This is a genomic window from Sulfurovum sp. NBC37-1, assembly GCF_000010345.1.
Taxonomy (GTDB): Bacteria; Campylobacterota; Campylobacteria; order Campylobacterales; family Sulfurovaceae; genus Sulfurovum.
This window is the reverse complement of the sequence record NC_009663.1, coordinates 470885-494898: the sequence shown is the minus strand read 5'-3', so window position 1 is coordinate 494898 and position 24014 is coordinate 470885. Positions and strand designations below refer to the sequence as shown.

The following is a 24014-nucleotide window of genomic DNA, read 5'->3' as shown; positions in this document are numbered from 1 at the left end:
CCCATGATCAAAGTATACGGTATCAAGAATTGTGACAGTGTCCGCAAGGCAGTGAAATTCCTCAAAGCGCATGGGATCTCTTATGAATTCATCGATTTTCGCGAAACATCCGTTACACAGGGAACTATCGATACCTGGCTGAAGGAAAGTGATATCAACACACTCTTCAACACCAGAGGCACGACATACAGAACCCTCAAACTGAAAGACCAAAACCTTTCCGACGATGAGAAACGCCAATGGCTGGCCAAAGAAAATATGCTGATCAAAAGGCCTGTTATATCATTTGAAAAGAATGTGATAATTGGATATAATGAGTTACAGTATCAAAATTTACTAATCTAAAGAATTAAGAAGGATTTTCATGGCCGATTTCGATATCAAAAAACTCTTACAAAGTGTTGTAAAACACGGTGCTTCAGACCTCCACCTGGTCTCAGATGCGGAACCGCAGATAAGGCTTGACGGCGCACTCAAACCTGTTAACCTTCCAAAGCTGACCGGCGAAGATATTGAAGAGATGTGTTATTCAATGATCACAGAAAAACAAAAACAGCATTTTGAAGAGTATGATGAACTTGATTTCGCCCTTTATCTACCGGGGATCGGCCGTTTCAGAGCGAACTACTATCGTACACTGGGCAATGTCGCAGCTGCTTTCAGGGTTATTCCCATTGAGATCCCTTCTCTCGACGATCTTGGAGCACCATCGATCTTTAAAAAGCTGATCAAGCGGGAAAAAGGACTCATCCTCGTGACCGGGCCTACAGGTTCAGGTAAGTCGACCACATTGGCTGCTCTCCTGAATGAGATCAACCTTTATGAGCAGAAACACATCATAACAGTGGAAGATCCTGTGGAATTCATTCACACAAACAAAAAGTGTGTCTTCTCCCACAGAGGGGTTGGAGAAGATACCAAAAGTTTTTCCGCAGCCCTCAAGTTTGCTATGCGTCAGGATCCCGATATCATCCTGATCGGGGAAATGAGGGACAAAGAGACGATTGAAGCGGCACTGACTGCGGCAGAGACAGGACACCTTGTATTCGGTACCCTACACACTTCTTCTGCACCCGGGACCATCAACCGTATCATCGATGTTTTCACCGGTGATGAACAGCCACAAATCAGAGCTATGATCTCCACCTCGCTCGTTGCCGTCATTGCGCAGTCGCTTCTACCCAAACTCGGTGGAGGGCGTGTTGCTTCACATGAAATTCTTGTGACAAACCATGCGATCTCCAACCTGATCCGTGAAGACAAAGTACACCAGATCTATTCGCAGATGCAGCTCGGGCAGGAAGGTACAGGCATGCAGACCCAGAGCCAGGCACTTCTCAAGTTTATCAGGGACGGAAAGATCAGTCGTGAGACAGCGATACAGTTCGCCAACAAACCCGAAGAGCTTACTAAAGCCCTCTAACAGTTTGACAGGGTACAATACAAAAATTCTAATGATAAATAGGAATACAAAATAATGGAAAATTTTACAATGGTTGATTTCAACTATTTTGATGTGACCATCAGTGCAATCGTCCTCCTCTTGGGTATCAAAGGTTTTATGAACGGTTTCATCAAAGAGATCTTTGGCCTTGCGGGATTGGTGGCAGGAGTCTACTTCGGATCACGCTTTGCCGATACGTCAGCCGCTTTCATTAGTAACAATTTTCTACAGATGCAGAACCCTACCCTGCTCAAACTTCTCGGATTTCTCGCTATACTTATCATTGTCTGGCTGAGTGCAACGCTGCTAGGTTCCATCCTCTCCAAACTGACCAGTGCCAGCGGGCTCGGTTTCATCAACCGGCTTTTCGGTTTTATTGCAGGCGGCGGGAAATATTTCATCATCTTTGCACTGATTGTGACAGCACTCTCCAATGTCACACTGGTCAAAGAAAATCTAGGGAAATATGTTAATAATTCCGTTCTCTATCCCCATCTTATAGAAGTGGGGTCAAAGATCATTCATCTTAATCCTGCCTCTCTGGGGCTGGGAGATGCATCCAAGACTGAAATGTTCAAAGAGGTTGCGAATCTCAAAGAAAGCAAAGAAAACAATGGTTCGACAGAAAGCAATGCTTCTACAGCAGCACATTAAAGGGATACAATCATGATCACCTACCCGCTTCTTCTGGATAAATTCAAGGGGCTTTTGAAAAACAACTCACTGAAGTTCACCAAACAGAGAGAACTGATACTGAAGTTCCTTTATGAGAATGAAGGTCACTTCACTCCGGAAGATATCTATATGCTCATCAAAAAAGAGTATCCCGATGTCAACATTGGGATCGCGACCGTCTACAGAACTTTGACACTGCTTGAAAATGAGGGGATAGCCAGTTCCATCTCTTTTGGGACACAGGGGAAAAAATATGAGTTGGGCCTTAAAAAACATCATGACCATCTCATCTGTACCTCCTGTGGAAAGATCATCGAGTTCTTCGATGATACCATAGAAAGACAGCAGGAGAAGATCGCTGAGAAATATCACTTTAAAATGACCGATCATACCATGAAGATCATCGGTCTTTGCGAAAAGTGCCAAAAAAAGCAATAAGAAAAGAAGTCCGGAAGTGGGTGTTTCAGCCTCACCAAAAATACAGTAACTCATTATAATAGAGCTGTATCTTGTATGTGAGACTAAAGTCTTCACTTCCCTGCAAGCCATAACATAATACAAGAACATCAACACAGGAGAAACCTTGATATTTGATAATCAATATATTCAGGAACGAATCAAAAAAACTGAAAAACTGAGAGAAGAGGGGATGAATCCCTATCCGGCGAACATTACAAAAGGTATGCCCTCTTCGGACTTCTTTGAGCACTATGCCTACGTAAAAGAGCAGACGACAGATGAGAAAAAAGATGAGGGGCAGACCGTTACCCTGACAGGACGGATCAAGTTCATACGTATCATGGGAAAAGCCGCTTTTGCCAAGATAGAAGACACTGACGGCCTTGTACAGATCTATTACAACCGTGACGACCTTCCCGAAGGCTACTACAACACTGTAGCGAAGAAACTTTTCGAAGTGGGCGATATTATTGAAGCGACCGGCTACCCTTTCGTGACACAGACAGGCGAACTTACCCTGCACTGCAAGGACCTCAAGATCGTTTCCAAAGCGATCATGCCGCTTCCGGAAAAGTTCCACGGCCTGACCGACCATGAGATCCGCTACCGACAGCGTTACCTCGACATGATCATGAACCCGGAGGTCAAAGAGACCTTCATCATGCGCTCCAAGATCGTTTCACTCATCAGACGCTTCTTTGAGGACCACAGCTTCCTCGAAGTCGAAACACCGATGATGCACCCCATCCCCGGCGGCGCGAATGCAAAGCCGTTCGTGACCCATCACAATGCACTGGGCGTGGACAGATATCTTAGAATCGCGCCGGAGCTTTACCTCAAGCGTCTGACGGTCGGCGGTATGGAAGCGGTCTTCGAGATCAACCGTAACTTCCGTAACGAGGGGATGGACCAGACACACAATCCCGAATTCACCTCCATCGAGTTCTACTGGGCTTATCACAACTATCTTGACCTGATGAGGCTGACGGAGGAGCTCTTCGAATATATCTTTGCCCAGCTGCAGATGGACAAAACCATCACCTACGGCGAGTATGAGATTGACTGTTCAACACCGTTCGCCAAAGTACCCTTCGTGGAAGCACTGACCAGCATCGGCGAGGTACCCGCAGAGGTTGCCACAGGCAGAGAGAAAGCGATCGCCTACCTCAAAGAGCATGGTGTAGAGGTCAACCCTAATCTCACACTGGGCTATCTGCAAGCAGAACTTTTCGACGAGTTCGTCGAAGGCAAGCTGATCAACCCGACGTTCATTACGGACTACCCTATCGATATTTCACCGCTTTCAAGAAGAAGTGATGACAATCCCGAGATCGCCGAACGCTTCGAGCTTTTCATGGCAGGCAAGGAGATCGCCAACGGCTTCAACGAGCTCAACGACCCAATCGACCAGTTCGAACGTTTCAAGGCACAGGCAGACGCCAAAGAGGCGACCGGTGATGAAGAGACCATGCATATGGACCTCGACTTCATCCGGGCTCTGGGACACGGTATGACACCGACTGCTGGAGAGGGTATCGGTATCGACCGCCTGGTAATGATGCTGACCGACAACCACTCCATCCGTGACGTCATCCTCTTCCCGGCCATGAAGCCAGAAGCAAAACTTGAAGAGGCCAAAGCGGAGATCGCCTGCAAAAAGTGCGGCAATACCAATGAAGAGGAGCTCAAACCTGCCAAGAAAGGCAAAGGGTTCTTCTGTAAAGATGCGGCTGCCTGCAATAAGAGAGCACAGGAGAAGAAGGCCTGATTTTTCGGTGCGTGATTACGCACCCTACGCGGTTTTTATGTAGGGTGGATTTATCCACCATTTACACAGGCCTTTTACCTGAGATAGCTTCCGTACTTCTTCTTGTATCCCTTTTTTAATTTTTCCGCCAGCTGATAGACCGCCATCGCATAATAGGCGCTATGGTTGTAGCGTGTGATCACGTAGAAGTTGTGTGCACCGTACCAAAGCTCGTCAAAACCGTAACGTTTTAACTTGATCAAGTGTACTTTACCGTGGTAGTTAAACTGCCATTTTGGAGAGATGTTTTTAAGTGAGGCACGGGAATATTTGTATTTGTACCCTGTCCTTTTCCCTGTAAAACGTTTTCCGGGGTAAGAAACCCTTACGGCAACCGGCTGCCCCCTTCGCCACCCGTGACTTTTAAAGTAGTAGGCGACACTTCCTATGGCATCTTCAGGGCTGTTCATTCTTTTTTTGCCATCTTTGTTGAAATCTACTACGAACGTTCTGTAGTTACTCGGCATAAACTGTCCAAGCCCTATCGCTCCGGCAAAAGAGCCTTTGACATTTTGCGGGTTGACCTTTTCCCTGCGTGTCATCAGAAGGAACTCTTTGAGTTCGTAACGGTAGAACCTCTGCCGTCTGTTCTTTTCGAATGCCAGTGTCGTCAGGGTATCCAGCACAGGGAATTTACCCGTATTTTTTCCAAAATGGCTCTCTATACCGATGATCGCAGCAATATATTCGGGCTGTACTCCGTATTTTTTATAGGCCCGCAGAAAGGTTTTTCTGTATTTGTGCATATATTTTATACCCAGATCGGTCTTGGAAGGCTTTAAAAATATCTCTTCATAGCGGTCCCACGGGCCCTGCTTCTTTCTTCTTTTGGGTGGTTTCCACTTCTTTCTGTATTTCGGTACATAGATGGCAAGCGCCCTTCTCTGGAACTTCACATGGGAAAAAAGATTGTTCAGATAGCTACGGTTGAAGTGATAATGTTTGACCATCCGGTCTATGAAGACACGGACTTCACGTTTTTTCGTATAGTCTTTCGACCAACCTGCTGTACTGAACAGGAGAACAGAAAACAGTACAAAAGTTATTTGTTTCATTTGCATTCTATCCTCCATTTATGATGAGGCTATCATAACAGCTAATTATCAATCAAGTGTAAACACGTCACTTCCAAAAAGCTTGAAGGCAACGTTTACTCCGGTGTCTTGCCGTAGGCAGCTTTGATCAGCAGTGGCGGCAGCATCGTGGTCAACACGATTACCACAATGAGTGCTGTATATATCTCATTCTCAAAAATCCCGCTGGCACGGCCTATCTCTGAGAAGATCAGCCCTACTTCACCGCGAGGCACCATGGAAAGACCGATGATCATCCTCTTTCTAACGCTCAGACTTTTCAGCAACAGAGGAAACAGCATCTTCCCTATGACAGAAACAAGCAGGATCGATCCGCCAAAAAACCAGATATGAGATTCACTCCAATCGATTTTCTGCAGGTTGATGGAGAGCCCTACCGTTACAAAGAAGATCGGAGTGAAAAGCAGCACGATGGGACGCATCTGCCTCTCTATCTTGTCAGCAAAGTGCCTGTCCTCACCTATCATCGCGCCAAAGGGCAGAAAGAAACGTCTTGAGAGTGCCAGTCCGGCAGCGAACCCACCTATGATCTCCGGCGCGCCCATCTGATGTGCCATCCAGGCAAAAAAGAGGACCAGAGAGATGATCGCCGTAGGGATAAGCCCGGGGTAATTCGTCCGGGTATCATACTTCTGTATCAGTACCGCCATAAGTTTCGCAGCCACAGGTGCAATGATGAAAAAGGCTGTGATAAAGAGAAGGACCCGCCCGGTATCGAACAGGTTCACTTCACCGCTTTGAGAAAAGTCATAAAGGATCGCAAGCAGGACCACACCGAAAACATCATCGAGGACTGCAGCACCCAATATGATCTCGCCCTCTTTGCTCTGATTCTTTTTCAAGTCTTTGAGCACACGCACAGTGATACCAATACTCGTAGCCGTGATCGTTCCCCCTACGAAAAGAGAGGTAATCAGATTGAGATCGAAAAGATAAAAAGAGAGTGCCGCACCCAGGATCAGAGGAAAAACAAAACCGCCTATGGCCACGAGCGTAGCGCTCCATCCGCTTTCCTTGAGCTTGCGAAGGTCTGTCTCCAACCCTACATCGAAGAGCAGCAGTATGATCCCTATTTCGGCAAGCATCTTGATGGTGTCATTCAGGCTTACCCAGCCCAAAATGCTCGGTCCCAGAAACAGACCAGCAGCCAGTTCGCCCAGTACGGGCGGAAGACCGATACGCCCAAAGAGTTCTGCAAAAATGCGCGCACCTACCAATATTAACAATAAAATGAGAAAAAAGTCATGTGCCTGCATAATCCCAAATCCGTAAATAGCCCCAAAGTAATCATAAATTGAACTAAAATCAACGAGAGATATTATGCTAAAAGATTAGATGCATCATAAATTTGCGTATTACCTTGTTGTTTTTAGCACACCGACATGTTTATGCTAAAAATGCTGTTTTTTTAGGCACTATTCTAGTGTTTGAAGTTTCTATCGTATTGATGTTTTTGGTGACTTTATACGGGTATCATTCCAGTGAAACCCTATAGATGCATTCTCTTATGGAGTGAAATATTTCTACAAACTCTTTTTGAACTTTCAAGATAGTCTGCCTACTGTGTTTCACTACCTTTCCTGCTAAACGATAAAACTTATAGCGTATCGTGGCAACCGTATGTTTTTGCCAGCTATTTTGCAGTATTTGTTTAAAAAGAATGAAGAGATTATAAGCCAGTACACCTATCTGAAAGTAAAAATGCATTGGAGATAAAATTTGATGAAGGAAGATAATTGAGATTGAAACCATTTTTAAGTTCTTTGATCCGGTTCTCGCTTGTATCTCCACGCTTGCGATAAAACCTAACAACATCCTGAGCAGACATGCTTTCATCTGCATTGGTAGCGATGACATAATAATGCTCTCTGGCAAGATCAAGTTTTTCGTCTATACTCAACATATCCCAGATCTCCGGAAGTACCGGTGTCACTGTCTTTTTGACAACAATCAGTCTAAAGGCATGGTCTGTGTGCTGCATGGTATGTATAAACTCAGCTACTTCTTCTTTAAGGTGATGTGCTGTACCTTCTTTGGTTTGGAATGATTGCCACTCTTTAATTTCTTTGATATTGGCGTAGACGGAATGATCTAAGTTAGCGCCCACGGTATAGGTGATATGATGATTATTGCAGTGGTTAAAAAGTTCAGCCTGATAAGAAGCAGAATCTGCTCTAAAAAAAGAGAGTGATTTTGCTTTGGGTAATTGTTCCCGACATCTTTTTAGAAACGTCAGATTATTATCTGCGGGCGCAATATTGCCTGAACGAAATTCACTGTGAATCACATATCCGCCATTGATATGACCAATCATAGGTATATATCCGCTTTGCATTTTATAAGTTGTCACTGCTGTACTTTTTTGTGAAAATATTACCGAAGCATCAATATCAAGTACTAAAGGCTCATCTATCGTTTTTAAATGTCTTCGCAACAGTTTACGATTGATGGATTCAATACCATAGATACCATGTAGTCCGTGACGTGTGATCCATTTTCCTACACTCTCTGATACAGGTATATGTTTAATCTTCAACGTCTCTTTGATGGCTTTATCTTTATGAATCATACGTAAGTCATCCAGGACCCTTCCTCCGCTATGAAGCATAAGAAGTAATGGTTGCATGTGTTCAAATGGCATATAACCTCGATTACTTTGAGGTAAAGGTAGATAGGCATTACAGAATTGATCGATTTTAGTTGCTTTTAGATATTCACCGAATAATATGGTTCCGGCATTGGAAGTAAGTGACTCTTTAGTTCCCTCTACAGAAAAATTTAACACACCTTGTGGCATACTTTTACTCCTTGGCAAAAGCTTCACCAAATGGGTGAAAGTGTTTAGTGTCGCTTTTGTCTTTCTTTTCCCCTATTTTACGATACTTCTTCTTTTATGGTTATTTTCTATTTACGGATTTGGGATAATGGGTATTATAACAGAACTCATTCGGAGTTGGGTATTACGGTACTATTTTGAAATCCACCTTCTTATAGAACAACTGTAACTTTATGTGCACCTCTAATAAAAATAATAAAGTCCTTAGAGGAATTTTGCTATAAATACGTTTAAATTATTCCTAAAGGAACACAATGTCATATGCCATAGAAACGTTTGACCCGGAGATATTCCAGGCAATTGAAAATGAAAGAGAGAGACAGACGAACCACCTCGAGATGATCGCATCCGAAAACTTCACTATCCCTGCCGTCATGGAGGCGATGGGTTCGGTCTTTACCAACAAATATGCCGAAGGATATCCGCACAAGAGATACTATGGCGGATGCGAATACGCCGATGTGGTAGAACAGCTTGCTATCGACAGGGCCTGCGAACTCTTTGACTGCAACTATGCAAATGTACAGCCCCACTCCGGCTCACAGGCGAACGGTGCCGTCTATGCGGCGCTGATCAAAGCCGGGGACAAAATACTTGGTATGGACCTCAGCCACGGCGGTCACCTCACTCACGGCTCAAAACCCAGTTTTTCCGGCAAAAACTACCACAGCTTTACCTACGGTGTCGAGCTTGACGGGCGCATCAACTATGACAGAGTCATGGAGATTGCAAAGATCGTACAACCGAAGATCATCGTCTGCGGTGCCTCTGCCTATGCCAGAGAGATCGATTTCAAGAAGTTCAGGGAGATCGCCGATGAAGTCGGCGCGATCCTCTTTGCGGACATCGCACACATTGCAGGTCTGGTCTGTGCCGGTGAACATCCAAGCCCGTTCCCGTATGCCGATGTGGTCACAACAACGACACACAAAACACTTGCAGGACCTCGTGGCGGTATGATCATGACCAACGATGAAGACATTGCCAAGAAGATCAACTCTGCCATCTTCCCGGGTCTTCAAGGCGGGCCGCTTGTTCATGTAATTGCTGCCAAGGCAGTCGGTTTCAAACACAACCTCTCTGATGAATGGAAAGTCTATGCAAAACAGGTGAAAGCCAATGCTTCCATACTTGCAGACGTGCTCATCAAGAGAGGCTACGACGTGGTCTCCGGCGGAACAGACAACCACCTCGTTCTTGTCTCCTTCCTCGATAAAGAATTCTCAGGGAAAGATGCCGATGCGGCACTGGGTGCCGCCGGTATCACCGTGAACAAGAACACGGTTCCAGGAGAGACAAGAAGCCCGTTCGTGACTTCAGGTATCCGTATCGGTTCGCCTGCATTGACAAGCCGCGGCATGAAAGAGATAGAGTTTGAGATCATCGCCAACAAGATCGCTGATGTACTCGACAATGTCAACGACAGCGAACTGCATGCAAAGATCAAAGAGGAAATGAAGGAACTTGCTTCCAACTTCGTGATCTACGATAAGCCGATATATTAAGGTGCAGCCATAAAAGTTTTTGACTTAGAGCTCAACGACGGTCACTACTACATCAAACGCAAGACGATTGTCGAAAAGATCCATTTCGATAACCGGACCTTCTATGCCAAGTTCGAGCTCATAGAAGAGTCCCTCACCCCGCTTCTGCTTACCCAGCACCTCAACAGACAGTATACCATCGCCGCACCGCTTCTGAACGAAGGGGGGCTGACCAACTATCTTGTACTCGAGTACAGGGGCGATGAGCACCAGCGTTTCTACTACCTTGTCAAACAGCTTTTCAGAACACTCAGTATTGAAGATTACCATATCTATCAAGGCAAACATGAAGAGACCATTCAGGTCTTCATTGAGGTCAAACCGTTGACACTCGAAGAGGCAGATCAAGCACTGCAGAAGATCTCGGACACACTCAAAGAGAAACTGGGAAAGAAATGGAAGACACTCCCTTCGGCTTCCCTCCCTGAAGCATATAATATCGTTACACTGCCCCATAAAGAGATTTAAGTTAACGCTCTCATATTATCCAAAAACATTCTTGCTCCAAAACCTTATAAATTTATGTATTTTATAAGGTTTTGAAAATTTGTCTCTTTCAATTGTTAATTATGCTCTAACTTAGTAATTTCATATTGTCCATCCAATATAGTCCAACCAGTTAATCCGTTTTTTGATTTAATTTTAAATGCCATGAAACCTTTACCATATCTAATGCGTAATACATTGTATTTTTCACCGTCATAAACTTTGAATATTGGTGTATTACATAGATATCCACATTTCCAATCTTCAAAAGCTATAGAATCTTTTTTGACTCTTAATATGTTTTCTCTATCTTGTTGTGTATCAAACCATACCACTCCATACGTTAAGATAAAAACAATGATAATGCTTGAAAGTAATATTTTCATTTATTCCATACTTAGCTCAACCATCTAAAGAACTCTAAACAAATGAGAAGTATCATTACTGTCAAATTCAATATCTTCAATTTTCACTGAGACTTCTTCAAGTGCTTTTAATTGCCAAGGTTTTCTTTTTTTACCTGATTGACCTATATGCTGTTCATCCCAAGCATATGCCCATATAGATTTAACATCTTTATGTTCATAACCGACTTTATATAGTTTATCAGCCAACTCAAATTTATTCATACTAATACCTTTATTAAGATAATTATACATATTTAATATGAAAACCTTATAATCTAACATAGAATATAACGGGCAAAAAATCCTCATAAAGTTATATATTTTATAAGGTCTTCAATGTGTTATATTTAGTTCCCGAAAGTCTATGCTTCTTCAAGACCAATTTCTTTATCAATTTTTTCCATAAGCCCGGTGTAGCCTCTTGAATTAAAGTCTTCAATTACTTGTTTGCGTACTGATTTGGCAGCATCTATCCGATTGTTTTTCATTAAAACTAAAAGTATATTGTATATTTCCATTACATAACTACCTATCATCTGCCTTTCTATATCATATTCGGGGTTTGATTTGCAATATTTCATGGCAATATTAAAGCTTGTAAGTGCTTCCTTGTATTTTTCTTCAGGATTAGGTAGATATGCATTACAAATTTTCCATTTTTCTTTTTTGATAAGTTTATCCCAAATAAATCTAACAATATCTTGAGAAAGTGTAGACTCTTCATCATGTAGTTTGATAAATTCATTGACTGGCAACTCAGAACTTTTTAAATATTCACAAATAGCAACATAATCATGAAATCGTTCTGGTTCTTTTGTTTTTAAGAGCAAGTCTAGAGCTTCATCCCTTTTTGACTTTAGTCTAATGAGAGCCTCCGGATATTTCTCTCCAAGTTTTACCCACTCAGATAAACAGTATGAAAGTCGTACTCCATACGAAGAAGCAGGATCATCATCTAGAGCATGTTCAAAGAAATAATCGTAGTTTTCAAGAGCATCTACATAATTACCTAAGCGAAAAGCTTCTCGTGCTTTATCAAGTGCATCTTTTTGAGGTTTACCCATTTCTTTTTATCCTTTTATTGTAAGGAATACTATACACCTTTTCTTATTAAATTTTGAACTAAATAGAGATGAGATATATTCGATAATTCAAAACCTTATAATCTAACATATTTTATAAGGTTATTCGCTATAACGACGTTTGTAGCCCATAAATATTTACCCTCCCATAGAAAACGTTATAAAATGTACTATATTGGCATGTTTTATAAGGAAAAGTACCAAAGGAGCACTACCCATAGCGAGCTCTTCATGACATGTCAGTATCTGCTATAAAATATACGCTACAATGACAAAAAAGTAATGGATATCGATGTTCGAAAAACTTCTGCGTTTCTTTGTTGAGAACAGCCGGCTCAACTACTTTCTCTTCATTCTCATCTTTCTGACAGGCGCGGTGCTTTACACGAAAACCCCAAAAGAGATCTTCCCTTCTTTTGAACTGGACATGGTCTCTGTGAACGGACACTATGCCGGGGCTTCCATCGATATGCTCAACAAGATGGCCGTCAAGGAGATAGAACAGGAACTCAAGAACATCGACGGTATAGATAAGATGGCGACCATTATCTCGGCAGGGAAGTTCAACATCATCCTTGAGCTTGAAAAACGGGTTGACAAATATAATACTGCCGAGAAGGTCAAGAATGCCATCGCCCTGACAAAACAGTACCTCCCCTCCGATATGGACGAACCGGTGGTCAATGTCCTGGAAGTGAAGCGCGACCTGATGCGTGTGGCTATCTCCTCGCAGAAGGCGCCCCACTCGGCACTCATCGAAGCTGCAGACAGACTCAAAGACAAAGTATCTGCCCTGAAGAACATTTCCGAGGTCAAGATCTTCGGCGACTCGGACAAATACTACGATATCCATCTCGATACACAGAAGATACGGGCCTACGGGCTGGATGAAAGTACCGTCGTTGCCGCGCTTACCGGGCTCTCCTATATCTTCCCCGTTGGGATGATAGAAGAGAGCGATGCCAAGCACTTCTACCTCTCCACCTACAACGGCCCCAAAGATGCCCAGAAAATGCTTCAGAGCCAGCTGGACATTGGGGGCAAAACGCTTTACCTCAAAGACATTGCAACCGTTTCAAAGCGCTATGAGGATGCGGCTACGATTTACTCCATCGACGGGAAAAATGCCGTGGATGTGAGCATCAAGCAGAGCAGTGAGGGGAATGCCCTGAAACTGGCTGAACAGATCAGAGAGATTGTCGCCCGCATGAACCAGAACAGCAAGGGCATATACTTCACGATCCATAATGACCGTTCCGAAAAGATCAAAGACCGCCTCAACATCGTCATCTCCAACATACTGCTGGGGCTGATCCTGATCTCACTGCTCGTAGGCATTCTGATAAACTGGCGTATGTCTTTAGTCATCACCCTGGGTATCCCTACCTCTTTTGTCATGGGAGTGATCTATCTTTATCTGGCAGGCTATACGATCAATATGATCTCACTGGTCGGAGTGCTCATTGCCCTGGGGATCATCGTGGACGATGCTATCGTGGTCAGCGAGAATATTCAGCAGCACATTGAGGAGGGGCTGGAACCCAAAGAAGCGGCCATACAGGGAGCCAAAGAGATGTTCAAGCCTGTCACCATCGCCTCCCTTACCACCCTCTTCGCGTTCATTCCCGCCCTGATGATGAGCGGCAATATGGGAGAGGTTATCAAACTCATTCCCATCGCCGTCTCCGTGCTGGTCCTGGCTTCGCTCATCGAGTCCTTCCTTTTTCTTCCCATACACGCGGCCCATCTGCTTAACAAAAATGAAAAGACCACTTCCTGGGAGCGTGCCAACCGGATCTACAGCAAACTGATCCATAAGCTGATGTATTACAGGAAAACGTTTCTGACACTCTTTCTCATACTGGTACCTCTGCTGATCGTCATCGGTGTCAAAAGCAGTAAATTCCAGATGTTCCCCAAGTTTGATGCGAGCACCATACGCATCACACTCAAAGCCAATGTCAACACTTCGACCGAAGAGACCATGCGCGCACTGAAAGCGATAGAAAAAGACCTCTATGCACACAAAGATGAATTCTACATAGAACATATCGGCTCGGTAGCGGGCTGGAGAAGGGACAGTGCGGGGAATTCGGAGAGCTACCCCTATGTGGGGAACATCGACATTGAACTTCAAAAGCTCAAGGCACAAAATCTCGTTGACAGGTTCATCACCCCTACACTCAGCTTTTACTATGACAGTGAAGGACGCACCAGAAAGGAGAAATCTGCGGTCATTTCCGAAAAGCTCAGGGCTTTCCTGAAACAGCAGCATTACAAAAAGCGTTTCGGTCTGAGCGATCTTGCCATCGTCGAAAGAAAGGTCGGTCCTATAAAGTCGGACCTAAAAATCGGTTTGGTCTCGGATGACAGCCAAAAGATCATGAAGTATGCCAAAAAGATCGAAGAGAAACTCTCTTCACTCAAAGGGATCGTCTCCGTGAATGATGCCATGCATTACGGTGTGGACGAGATAAAACTCAAGGTCAACAGTTATGGGGAATCACTGGGGCTCAACGAGAAAAAACTCGGTGCCCTGCTCTCGAATTTCTATCTGGAAAAACGCATCGGTTTTGCTTTTGACAGTTCCGACCTGCTCGAACTCAAAGTACGAAGCAGCCAGAAAGATTCGCTTGAAGCACTCAAACAGTTTCAGATACGACTCGATAATGGAAGTTCGGTCTCACTTGAAGATGTTGCGGATTTCCACATCATACGTTCATTTGAAAAGGTCATCAAGGACAACGGGCTGACCAACTTCTACATCTATGCCAACGTCAACAGCAAGGTACTGACCGCCACTGAAGCGATCGATGCCATCAAGCCCATACTTGAAAAGGCGAAAAAAGAGGGTATCAAGATCATTTTCAAAGGAGAAGAAGAGAAGAAGAAGGAGCTCAAACACGATATGATGCTTGCCTCTGCTATGGCCATGCTGCTCATCATGCTCTCCCTGCTCTACCTCTTCAATTCCTTCAGAGAGACGTTCATGATCATGACAGTAATTCCCTTTGCCTTCCTTGGCGTGCTCATAGGGCATTTCGTCATGGGCCTGAACCTCTCCATGCCCTCCATCATCGGCATGCTGGGGCTTTCAGGGGTGGTTATCAATGACGGGATTATTATGCTGATGAATCTAAAGAGAGCAAAGGACCTTGAGGGGATATACTACTACGCGTCCAAGCGTTTCAGGCCGATCATCCTTACATCGGTCACCACGCTTATTGGTCTGGCTTCACTGGTGTTTTTCCCTACAGGGCAGGCAGCCATCTTCCAGCCTATGGCGATTTCTCTGGCATTCGGGCTTGCCTGGGGAACAGTACTGAACCTTCTCTACCTACCGGCACTCTATACGATACTCAATCAGAAAAAGCTTGGAATGTAGGGAGGATGACCGTTCCGTCCGGCATTCTTAAAATCCTAAACTTTTATATACAAATCATAGGGTATAATTAGCCTAAAATTATATCTGGAGACCTCCCCTAATGAATGACCACAATTTAGATGATCTTATCATCGATAATATTGAGCCCAAAAATAACAAATCAAAAAGTTTTTTAACGATCGTTGCATTGATCATCGTTGTTCTGATCGTGGCGATCGTATTTACCAAGACCATACTCAGTGAGCCAAAGAATACAGAGATCGCCCTTGAGGAGAACATGACCGATATGATCAGTCCGGAGCTTACCCTTCAGAGCACCCCTAAGGTCAAGGCACCCAAGGGTGAGACCAAACTCTCTTCCATGATAGAAGAAAAACTTACACCCCCAAAGAAAACCGAAGAGATCAAAAAAGAGACGGTGGAGATCGATGAAGAGGTCGCTGTTGAGAAAAAACCTGTTGTAGCGGCAGTGGTACCCGAACCTGCCGAAAAGACACCTGTTCCAAAAGTCGTAGAGAAAAAAACTGAAGTGAAAAAAGAACCTGCCAAGCCTGTAGAAACAGAAAAGATCGTTGTACCCGTAAAGCCGACTGCACCGAAAAAAGTGGCCGTTCCCAAAAAAAACCATACCACTTCCGGCGTGAAGTACTATATACAGGTCGGATCGTTCTCGCAGACACCAAGCACACGATTCCTGAACACCATCAAGAAACACGGTTTCGCCTACAAGATCACAGCACCGACTGCCAATGGTGCCAAAAAACTGCTCATCGGACCATACCCAAGCAGAACCGATGCAGACAATGCACTGGTAAGAGTCAGGGACCGCATCAACAAGGGTGCGTTCATCGTAAAGAAATAAGCCATGATGAAAACAGTTCTTTTTGACCAATTGACCCCTGTGGCACTCTATGGAAAGATCAAAACCCTCTTTCCCGGTGAAATCACTATGCTCTTCGAAAGTGTGGTCAATACCAGTGACGGGAACTTTTCTTTCATCACCATAGGAGCACAGGAACGCCTGCGCTACAAGGACAAGACAACACACTATACAGATACTTCCGGCACGGAAAAAGTTCTCGATGAAGATCCTTTCACCTTCATGAAATCCTACTATGCCCGTGTCGATCAGGAGAAGTACAAAGAGAGAGCGCTGGAAGCAGGCTTCTCTTTCGTAGACGGATTCATCGGTTTTATCGCTTACGATATGGTCAAAGTCTTCGAACCTGTACTCTCTGAAAGTATGGACAACCTTCTCGATCCACTCGACACACCCGACCTGGACCTCGTACGCCCAAAGATCATCATCGCCTACTCCCATAAAAGTGCAAAGCTCACACTGATCCTCAATGATGCGCGCATGCAAGAAGGGTTCGGGCAGATCGAAGAGATGCTGCATGAGACCTTTACACCGATGGAAATCAAAGCGGTCGAACTCGAAGGAGAAGGCACTTTCAGTATTGACGAAGAACGTTTCAAGGCACTGGTCGTTGAATCCAAAGAACACATCCGTTCGGGAGATATCTTCCAGATACTGCTTGCCAACCGCTATACGCAAAAAGGGAAGATCGATCCGCTGAGTTTCTACCGTGTGTTGCGTTCGAAGAACCCCTCTCCCTACCTCTTCCTGCTCGACTATGAGGATTTTTCCATCTGTGGTTCCAGCCCGGAAGTGATGGTACGGCTCACAGACGGGGAGATACTGCTTCGCCCTATCGCCGGTACACGTAAACGAGGGAAAACACATGCAAGGGACAAAGAGCTTGAGCTTGAAATGCTGAACGACCCCAAAGAGTGTGCCGAGCACCTCATGCTCATTGACCTCGGCCGTAACGATGTGGGACGTGTCGCAAAGACAGGTACTGTAGAAGTGACCGACATGATGCGTGTAGAGAAGTACTCTCACGTGATGCATATGGTCTCCGATGTCGAAGCGGTCATCCGGGATGACAAGGATATGTTCGACCTTTTTGCCGCAACATTCACCGCAGGTACTATGACCGGAGCACCAAAGATCAAGGCAATGGAGCTCATCGCCAAGTTCGAGGGCCTCAAAAGAGGATTCTACTCCGGATCGGTCGGCTACTTCTCCTTGAACGGCAATATGGACTCCGCCATCGCCATACGGACCTCTCTCATCAAGCCGGACTCCATTACCCTTCAGGCAGGTGCCGGTATAGTTGCGGACTCTGTCCCTGAGCTGGAGTACTTAGAAGTGAAGAACAAACTCGGTGCCCTGCTGGCAACCCTTAAAGAGATGGAAACGCTTTAGAAGATGACAGGACAACTCTTTGCCATCTTCGGCAACCCCGTTTCACATTCAAAATCTCCTCTCATGCACAACCTCGCTTTCAAAGGACTGGGATTTGAGGGATGCTACAACCGCTACAGACTCGAAGACGGTACAAAACTCAAAGAAACCTTTTTTGCTTTGGGGCTCAGGGGTATCAACATTACCGTGCCGCACAAGGAGCATGCTTACGCCGCCTGCGACGAACTGGACCCATTTGCCCGGAAGGTAGGAGCGGTCAATACCATCGTCGAAAAAAAAGGAATACTCTACGGCTACAATACGGATGCTCCCGGCTTCCTCAAAGCGATCTCAGAATTTGAGAATGTCAAAAAGGTCCTCTTTCTGGGTGCCGGCGGTACGGCACAGTCCACTTCCGCCATACTCAGGGATGAAGGGTATGAGGTCACCCTGCTCAACCGAAGCGCCGGACGGCTGGAGAGATTCGCGCAGGAGGGCTTTAAAACGGCTACCTTTGAGACCTTCACACCCGAAAGCTACGACCTTGTCATTAATATGACCTCCGCAGGGCTTGAAGATGATGCACTTCCCGCTCCAAAGGAACTGCTCGATGCCGTCATCCCTTCTGCCAAAGCCTGCGTTGATGTCATTTACGGCAAGGAGACCCCTTTTTTAAAACTGGCAAAATCTTTGAGAAAACCAACCAAAGACGGCTCTAACATGCTGCTCTATCAGGGTATCATCGCATTTGAACATTTTACAGACCATCGTTACACCTTTGATGAGATCAAAGCCCATATGGAAAAAGCGTTTACACTATGAAAAAGATCGTTTTCGCCCTACTCGGACTAGTGCTGATCGCCGCAGTGGCATGGTTCAACCTGCCCAAGATCACACCCTACTACACACAGCTGACCAAAGCCCGTGTCGGGATGAACCTCGACCTGCAGCCAGAAGCACAGAAAAAAGCCCATTTCGTCGGATCGGAAAAATGCAAAGAGTGCCACAAAGAACATTATCATGACTGGAAAGCCTCCATGCACTCGAAAATGATACAGGATATCCGAAAGGACGGTTCCGTGGTCGTGGCGGACTTCTCCAAACTGCCTGACGATGCGGACTTCACGCTCAAAAATGCTATCTACACTATCGGAAGCAAGTTCAAACAGCGCTATATGATCCCTGCGACCATCAACGGCAAAGAGGATTACCGCCTGGGGAACTACCAGTGGAATACGCAGACCGGGAAGTGGCAGCACTTCAAACCCTATAAGTACTGGTACCACGATTCCTACCCGCATGACAACAAACAGTTCCCCACTTCCACGACATGCGACGGCTGTCACTTCACGGGCTATATGTCTACAGGTAAACGTGTCGAACCCGCCATCGCCTGCGAAAGCTGTCATGGACCGGGAAGCAAACACGCAGAAGACCCCAACTCCCCTGTCTTCAAAGCCAGTCTGGCAGACCCCATCAGGACCAACGAGGTCTGCCTGCAATGCCATATGCGGAACCGCGACAAGCGCATGGAGACGGAGCAGGCCTCGGCTAAAGACCTCTGGATGAGCGCTATGGACTACCCTAAAGGCTACGAAGCGGGCAAACCGCTGATCAACCACAAACTCCCCGCACCGTTCGCACCGGGAAAAGCGACCAAAGAATTCTGGCCAAACGGTGCGGCAAAAAAGAACCGTACACAGGGGAACGAATATATCCATGACAGGATGTATAAGCATGGGATCACCTGTATCAACTGCCACAATCCGCACAAGCTGACCAATACGGCCAAAAAACCCGAAGGAAACAAGGCCTGTATGAAGTGCCATTCCTTAGGATCGGTCATCGGACCGCACCAGGATACCATCGAACAGCACACACATCACAAGGCGGACTCCAAAGGATCGCTCTGCATCGAATGCCATATGCCAAGAACAGGGAAACATACGGGTAAATCTCCACTGACCGTACGTTCACACCGTTTTGCATTCACCTACCCAGCAGAGACAAAAGCGTACGGTATGCCAGCAGAGACCAACGCCTGTTTTGCCTGTCATAAAGACAGGACACTGGACTCACTGCAGGATGATCTGAAAAAATGGGGAAATCTGGAATGGCAGAAACTTGAGTCTCCACCTATAAAGTGATTTGATTTCAATTAACCTTTTGGTACTATAATAGATTTATAGTACACATAAATCATTATAAGAAGGAGTCTTTTCTATGATCAACATTCTCATGATCGAAGACGATCCGGAATTCGCAGAACTGCTCAGCGAATATCTTTTACAGTTCGACATCAAGATCACCAATTACGAGGATCCGTTCCTGGGGCTGAGCGCAGGCGTAAAGAAATTCGATCTGGTCATCCTTGACCTGACCCTGCCGGGTATGGACGGGCTTGAAGTCTGTGAAGAGCTTGTCAGAAAGTATGACCTGCCTGTCATTATCTCTTCAGCGAGAAGCGACATCAGTGACAAGGTCAAAAGTTTTGAACTGGGCGCCTACGATTACCTGCCAAAACCTTATGATCCCAAAGAGATGTATGCGCGCATCATGTCCATTCTCAACCGTGTGAACAAAGACAAGGGAAGCCAGAGCACCCTCCCCAAAAGTGATTTTGAGATCAAAGGGGATACGATCTATTTCAAGGGACAGGCACTCTCGCTCACCCCTGCAGAATTCGAAGTTCTCTCACTGCTGGTCAAACACCAGGGTATCACACAGTCCAGAGAACAGATCATCAATACTTCGGGAACGATGAGTATCGACTCCCAGGGGAAAAGCCTCGATGTCATCATCTCAAAGATCCGCAGCAAACTCGGAGACAACAAACGCATACAGGCCGTCCGCGGCGTAGGGTATAAACTTGTTTAAAGACTCCCTGCGAAACAAGATCAATCTTGTTTTCTCTATTACGCTGGTCCTACTCGCCTCGCTGTTCATCGCGTCAGTAAAGTACGACCATGCCAAATTTGAAGAGCACAATGCCCTTCAGGAGAGAGCGATTGCCCATTATCTCTACGACTATTACCTCAAAACCGGAAAGATCGACGAAGCCTACCTCGAATCGCAGAATGTTTCTCTCATCACAGACAAGGGACAGGAGGTACAGATAGAGCGCTACTTCAAGGAGAAAGGTAAATATAAAAAGTATGCTGTCGATACCTTTCACCTTCAACGTATCATACTGATCAACAACGACCGATTCAAACTCTTTCTGAAGAACAGAAACAAACCAAGATATCCGGTCAAACGTATCATTGTATTCTCGATCGTACTCATGTTCATTCTTTTCCTTTACCTCTGGATCGTTAGAAGTCTCAAACCCCTTTCCGAACTCAAGAACAAGATCAAAACCTTTTCGGAGGGCAATCTCGATATCTCCTGTGCCAGTGACAAAGACGATGAGATCGCAGAGGTCGCCAACGAGTTCGACCATGCGGTGAAGATGATACGTGAACTTCTGCAGTCAAGACAGCTTTTTCTGCGCGCTATCATGCATGAGCTCAAAACCCCTATTGCCAAGGGACGTCTGATGAGTGAAATGCTACCGGATGAAAAGAGCAAGGCGCGTATGCACAGTATCTTCGAGCGTCTCAATCTGCTCATCGATGAATTCGCAAAAATAGAGAAGATCACTTCAAGGAATTTCGAACTGCATATCAAACCCTACAAAATGTCTGACCTTACTGAGGCAAGCATCGATATTCTGATGATAGAAAACCCTGAACGGCTTGTGAGTATCGAAGTCAAAAAAGACTACATCGTCAAAGTGGATTTCGAGCTCTTCACACTGGCCATGAAGAACCTGCTTGACAATGCCATCAAATACAGCACGGATAAACATGTCACTGTCAGGATAGAGAAGGATCATGTAGAAATCATCAACAAATCTGCAGCACTTCCGGAACCTCTGGAAAACTACTTCAAACCTTTCCATACGTCAAAAGGCGGATTGGGACTGGGGATCTACATTGTAAAAAGTATTCTGGATATCCATCATATGGAACTGGACTACAGGTATGAAGAGGGAAATAATATCTTTACGGTGAAATAAATGGTGCCGTCGGGGGACGGACACCCTACGCGATTTATTTACTGATCTGCTCCGCTGATTGTATCGGAGAGCATGAAAGCAAGCTCAAGTGCCTGGGAAGCGTTAAGTCTTGGGTCGCACTGCGTGTGGTAACGGCTTGCAAGCCCTTCCGCAGTAATCGCGCAGGATGTACTTCCCGTACACTCTGTCACATCGTTCCCCGTCATCTCCAGGTGAATACCTGCAGCAACTGTACCCATCTCTTTATGAATAGAGAAGAACTGCTTTACTTCCGAGAGAATATTGTCGAAATCTCTGGTTTTGAAACCGCTGGAAGACTTCTCGACATTCCCATGCATCGGATCTATCGTCCAGACGACGTTCTTCCCTGCATCACGTACTTTTTTTAGAAGAGGGGGGAAGAATTCTGCGATCTTCTCCGCTCCCATACGGACGATCAGGTTCAATCTCCCCTCTTCATTGTCCGGGTTGAGCGCATCAATGAGCTCGATGAGTTCATCTTCACCCATACTCGGTCCCACTTTACATCCAATAGGATTTTTGATCCCCCTAAAGTACTCGATATGCGCCTCGTTCAGGTCTCTCGTTCTGTCACCGATCCAGAGCATATGCGCTGAACAGTCATACCATTCACCTGTCTCCGTATCCAAACGTGTCAATGCCTCTTCATAATTCAGAAGCAGTGCTTCATGTGATGTATAGAGTGTCGTTTGGTGCAGCTGTGGCATCGTTTCGCTGGTCAGGCCGCAGGCTGACATAAACTTCATCGCATGGTCTATCTTGTCACTTAGCTCGTCATAGCGTTTACCCAGCGGGTTATCCTTGATAAAGTCGAGGTTCCACTGATGTACTTTGTTCAGGTCTGCCAGACCGCCTCTTGAGAAGGCACGTACAAGGTTCAGTGTGGCTGCCGACTGGTTGTAGGCACGGATCATGTTATGCGGGTTCGGTATTCTTGCCTCTTCAGTGAACTCAATACCGTTGATGATGTCTCCACGGTAACTTGGAAGTTTGACACCATCGACCTCTTCAAAATCGGAAGACCTCGGCTTGGCGAACTGTCCCGCAATACGCCCTACCTTTACAACCGGTTTGCCCGTAGAGTACATGAGGACCATATTCATCTGGAGCATCAGTTTAAAAAGGTTCTTGATGGTCTCAGCATTGAAATCTGCAAAGCTCTCGGCACAGTCACCACCCTGCAAAAGGAAGGCCTCTCCGCGTCCGGCTGCAGCAAGCTTGCGCTTGAGGTTTCTTGCTTCACCTGCAAAAATAAGCGGTGGGTAAGAGCTCAATTCCGCTTCGACTTTTTGAAGTGTTTCCTGATCCTGATAGGTTGGTTGTTGCTTAATGGGGAAATCTCTCCAACTGCCTGGTGTCCAACTCATAATAAGTTCCTTGAAAATAAATTGCAAAGATTATATCTGAAAAACGATGAAAATTATATGGATATGGAGACATTGCTGAAAATATCTTAAATAATACTTTGGATTTATAAAAAAAATGTACTTTTCACTCAGTGAATAAGCTGTGAACAACTGATATTAATTAATGAAACCCGATGAGCAGGGGAGGAATAAAATTATTCAAATTTTTTATCTTTTCACATGGTGAATAAACTGTGAACAACTGATATTAATTAATGAAACCCGCATTTCAGGGCTGTACCACAAAAGTGTTACTTTTTGGCAACAAATGTTACGAAGTTCGCCCACTGAAAGATCGTGCTGATATTTCTAAATCCGGCATCCCGGCACATACGGATATTCTCTTCGATCGTGAACGGGATCAGTACATTTTCCAAGGCTTCACGCTTCTGTGCGATCTCATATTCGCTGTAGCCCTGAGTCTTCTTGTAATCATAATAAATGTCGATCATCTCTTTATCCAGACGTTTGTCCTCAAAGACCACTTTTTCCGAAAAGATGAACATCCCGCCCTCGTTCAAGCTCTCATAAAGACGTTTTACCAGTTCGATGCGCTGCATGGGACGGATAAACTGCAGCGTGTAGTTCGCCACGATGATATCTTCTTCTTCATAGCTGTATTCCATCATATCCGCCAACGCCAGATCGATACTTGCCCCGAATGCCTGACATTTCTGTTCTGCCCGCTCAAGCATGGCAGGTGAATTGTCTATGCCTTTGAGCTGCATTCCGGCCTCCATCTTGCTGTGCAGGTCCAGCAGGAATTTCGCCGTCGAGGCTCCCAGATCAAGCACCTTCATACCCTCCCGCTGTTCTGCAAGGATCAGTGAGATCACCAGATGTCTTACCTCATCGTAAAAAGGAACCGAACGGCTGAGCATATCGTCAAAGACAGAGGCGACCGCCTGATCGAATTCAAATTTCTTTTCTATGGGTTTTTCAAATACTTTATCTTTCATAACGCCATTTTAACACAAGCTGCCCTCAAGTTACATTCTTATAGTTTTCATAAGTCCAATAAATTATTTTATTATATTTTAATAACAAATAGTATAAA

Annotated in this window: 22 protein-coding genes and 1 pseudogene; 14 read left to right on the top strand and 9 right to left on the bottom strand. The window is 45.2% G+C overall.

Translation table 11 applies throughout. The features are described from left to right. Positions 1-3 precede the first annotated feature (3 nt). The 5 genes from SUN_RS02505 to lysS all read left to right on the top strand — a co-directional run bounded on the left by SUN_RS02505 (position 4) and on the right by lysS (position 4346). The gene (locus SUN_RS02505; RefSeq protein ID WP_011980179.1) at positions 4-345 is read left to right on the top strand and encodes an arsenate reductase family protein; all 342 of its coding nucleotides are present in this window, start codon (positions 4-6) and stop codon (positions 343-345) included. A 19-nt stretch (positions 346-364) separates the two neighbouring features. Then, a complete protein-coding gene (locus SUN_RS02500) occupies positions 365-1423 on the top strand; it encodes a type IV pilus twitching motility protein PilT (protein ID WP_011980178.1) in 1059 nt (352 codons plus the stop codon). Positions 1424-1477: 54 nt separating this feature from the next. Continuing rightward, positions 1478-2098 (top strand): CvpA family protein, encoded by a 621-nt coding sequence (locus SUN_RS02495; RefSeq protein ID WP_011980177.1) that lies wholly within the window; start codon positions 1478-1480, stop codon positions 2096-2098. A 12-nt stretch (positions 2099-2110) separates the two neighbouring features. Then, positions 2111-2557: a Fur family transcriptional regulator gene (locus SUN_RS02490; protein ID WP_011980176.1), complete on the top strand. Its 447-nt coding sequence runs from the start codon at positions 2111-2113 to the stop codon at positions 2555-2557. 145 nt (positions 2558-2702) lie between these two features. Further along, on the top strand, positions 2703-4346 hold the full coding sequence (lysS, locus tag SUN_RS02485) for a lysine--tRNA ligase (RefSeq protein WP_011980175.1): 1644 nt from the start codon (positions 2703-2705) through the stop codon (positions 4344-4346). A 74-nt stretch (positions 4347-4420) separates the two neighbouring features. Here lysS and mltB read toward each other — a convergent pair whose 3' ends face one another. The 3 genes and pseudogenes from mltB to SUN_RS02470 form a co-directional block, all read right to left on the bottom strand. Then, entirely contained in the window at positions 4421-5440 is a 1020-nt protein-coding gene (gene mltB, locus SUN_RS02480; protein WP_011980174.1) for a lytic murein transglycosylase B, read from the bottom strand. 95 nt (positions 5441-5535) lie between these two features. Then, a complete protein-coding gene (locus SUN_RS02475; protein ID WP_011980173.1) occupies positions 5536-6735 on the bottom strand; it encodes a cation:proton antiporter in 1200 nt (399 codons plus the stop codon). A gap of 217 nt (positions 6736-6952) precedes the next feature. Continuing rightward, positions 6953-8276 (bottom strand): annotated as a pseudogene (locus tag SUN_RS02470) (IS1380-like element ISSlsp1 family transposase). A gap of 293 nt (positions 8277-8569) precedes the next feature. Here SUN_RS02470 and SUN_RS02465 point away from each other — a divergent pair. After that, entirely contained in the window at positions 8570-9820 is a 1251-nt protein-coding gene (locus SUN_RS02465) for a serine hydroxymethyltransferase (RefSeq protein ID WP_011980170.1), read from the top strand. Between the two features lie 24 nt (positions 9821-9844). On the opposite strand, the gene SUN_RS13730 is transcribed toward SUN_RS02465, so the two are convergent. After that, positions 9845-10147 carry a hypothetical protein gene (locus SUN_RS13730; RefSeq protein ID WP_041672657.1) on the bottom strand — a complete coding sequence of 101 codons (303 nt, stop codon included), beginning with the start codon at positions 10145-10147 and terminating at the stop codon, positions 9845-9847. A gap of 36 nt (positions 10148-10183) precedes the next feature. Here SUN_RS13730 and SUN_RS13725 point away from each other — a divergent pair, with 36 nt between their 5' ends. Further along, entirely contained in the window at positions 10184-10327 is a 144-nt protein-coding gene (locus SUN_RS13725; RefSeq protein ID WP_232501346.1) for a hypothetical protein, read from the top strand. A 95-nt stretch (positions 10328-10422) separates the two neighbouring features. Here the strand turns inward: SUN_RS13725 and SUN_RS02455 are convergent, their stop codons facing one another. The 3 genes from SUN_RS02455 to SUN_RS02445 form a co-directional block, all read right to left on the bottom strand. Beyond that, positions 10423-10731 (bottom strand): hypothetical protein, encoded by a 309-nt coding sequence (locus SUN_RS02455; protein WP_011980168.1) that lies wholly within the window; start codon positions 10729-10731, stop codon positions 10423-10425. Positions 10732-10755: 24 nt separating this feature from the next. Further along, positions 10756-10974 (bottom strand): hypothetical protein, encoded by a 219-nt coding sequence (locus tag SUN_RS02450; RefSeq protein WP_041672656.1) that lies wholly within the window; start codon positions 10972-10974, stop codon positions 10756-10758. A 140-nt stretch (positions 10975-11114) separates the two neighbouring features. Beyond that, on the bottom strand, positions 11115-11816 hold the full coding sequence (locus SUN_RS02445) for a hypothetical protein (protein WP_011980167.1): 702 nt from the start codon (positions 11814-11816) through the stop codon (positions 11115-11117). Between the two features lie 310 nt (positions 11817-12126). On the opposite strand from SUN_RS02445, the gene SUN_RS02440 reads away from it, so the two are divergent. The 7 genes from SUN_RS02440 to SUN_RS02410 all read left to right on the top strand — a co-directional run bounded on the left by SUN_RS02440 (position 12127) and on the right by SUN_RS02410 (position 21530). Beyond that, entirely contained in the window at positions 12127-15219 is a 3093-nt protein-coding gene (locus tag SUN_RS02440) for an efflux RND transporter permease subunit (RefSeq protein WP_011980166.1), read from the top strand. Between the two features lie 100 nt (positions 15220-15319). Next, positions 15320-16081: an SPOR domain-containing protein gene (locus tag SUN_RS12940; RefSeq protein WP_011980165.1), complete on the top strand. Its 762-nt coding sequence runs from the start codon at positions 15320-15322 to the stop codon at positions 16079-16081. A gap of 3 nt (positions 16082-16084) precedes the next feature. Next, positions 16085-17491, top strand: coding sequence for an anthranilate synthase component I family protein (locus SUN_RS02430; RefSeq protein ID WP_011980164.1), 1407 nt, complete (start codon positions 16085-16087; stop codon positions 17489-17491). 3 nt (positions 17492-17494) lie between these two features. Beyond that, a complete protein-coding gene (locus SUN_RS02425; RefSeq protein WP_011980163.1) occupies positions 17495-18292 on the top strand; it encodes a shikimate dehydrogenase in 798 nt (265 codons plus the stop codon). Beyond that, positions 18289-19617 carry a multiheme c-type cytochrome gene (locus SUN_RS02420; RefSeq protein ID WP_011980162.1) on the top strand — a complete coding sequence of 443 codons (1329 nt, stop codon included), beginning with the start codon at positions 18289-18291 and terminating at the stop codon, positions 19615-19617. Before SUN_RS02425 ends, SUN_RS02420 begins: the two co-directional genes overlap by 4 nt. Positions 19618-19693: 76 nt before the next feature. After that, positions 19694-20347 carry a response regulator transcription factor gene (locus tag SUN_RS02415; RefSeq protein WP_011980161.1) on the top strand — a complete coding sequence of 218 codons (654 nt, stop codon included), beginning with the start codon at positions 19694-19696 and terminating at the stop codon, positions 20345-20347. Continuing rightward, positions 20340-21530 carry an ArsS family sensor histidine kinase gene (locus tag SUN_RS02410; protein WP_011980160.1) on the top strand — a complete coding sequence of 397 codons (1191 nt, stop codon included), beginning with the start codon at positions 20340-20342 and terminating at the stop codon, positions 21528-21530. The genes SUN_RS02415 and SUN_RS02410 overlap by 8 nt, the downstream gene beginning before the upstream one ends. Positions 21531-21568: 38 nt before the next feature. Here SUN_RS02410 and SUN_RS02405 read toward each other — a convergent pair whose 3' ends face one another. Beyond that, complete coding sequence (locus SUN_RS02405) at positions 21569-22921, bottom strand: class II 3-deoxy-7-phosphoheptulonate synthase (RefSeq protein ID WP_041672863.1); 1353 nt, start codon at positions 22919-22921, stop codon at positions 21569-21571. 287 nt (positions 22922-23208) lie between these two features. Beyond that, positions 23209-23916, bottom strand: coding sequence for a carboxy-S-adenosyl-L-methionine synthase CmoA (gene cmoA, locus SUN_RS02400; protein ID WP_011980158.1), 708 nt, complete (start codon positions 23914-23916; stop codon positions 23209-23211). Positions 23917-24014: the final 98 nt, after the last annotated feature.